This is a genomic window from Mesorhizobium sp. M7A.F.Ca.ET.027.03.2.1 (assembly GCF_003999175.1).
Lineage (GTDB): Bacteria > Pseudomonadota > Alphaproteobacteria > Rhizobiales > Rhizobiaceae > Mesorhizobium.
Genome location: NZ_RZOM01001774.1, coordinates 1 through 602 on the forward strand (window position 1 = coordinate 1; position 602 = coordinate 602).

2 pseudogenes are annotated in these 602 nt (G+C 63.0%); both read left to right on the forward strand.

Annotated elements, in window-relative coordinates:
• Window positions 1-253, forward strand: a pseudogene (locus EN750_RS37985) (ABC transporter substrate-binding protein); the annotation flags it as partial.
• A 119-nt stretch (window positions 254-372) separates the two neighbouring features.
• Window positions 373-602: pseudogene (locus EN750_RS37990) on the forward strand (hypothetical protein); the annotation flags it as partial.

A 602-nucleotide genomic window follows, 5' to 3' on the forward strand; every position in this document is an offset into this window, starting at 1 on the left:
GGCGCGCCGCGCCGGCGCGGAGCGCGATCCGTCGGTGCTCAATCCGAAGGAAGCGGATATCTACAAGGCAGCCCTTGCGGCGAGCGGCGGCGAGGCCGCCAAGCTGTGGCACCAGGCCGGCGAGGAGATGATCAAGGACAGGATCATCCTGCCGCTGATCAGCCCGAACCTGATCCTGGCCTACAAGTCGGACGTCAAGGGCGTGCGTTACAGCGCCTGCTGCAACCTCCCGCTGGCGGAACTCAGCCACTGAGCGAAAAGATGCGGGAGGCGGCCAGCCGCCTCCCGCTTCCTCATCCTGGACGGTCAGCAAATCCTGTTCTTCCAGCATTAAGATCAATATATGATATATCAACACGCGGAGAACTCGCTATGCCTTCCCTGATCAACTCCAAGGACCAGTTGCTGCGCGAGCGCGCGGCCTCGGTCATTCCGGGCGGCATGTGGGGACACATGGCGACGCGCTATCTCGGCTCCGCCTATCCGCAGTTCTTCGAGCGCGCCGACGGCTGCCGGGTCTGGGACGTCGATGGCCGCGAATACATCGACCTGATGATGGTGGCCGAGGATATTGGGGCCCCAACTGCACATCAGGTCGATGT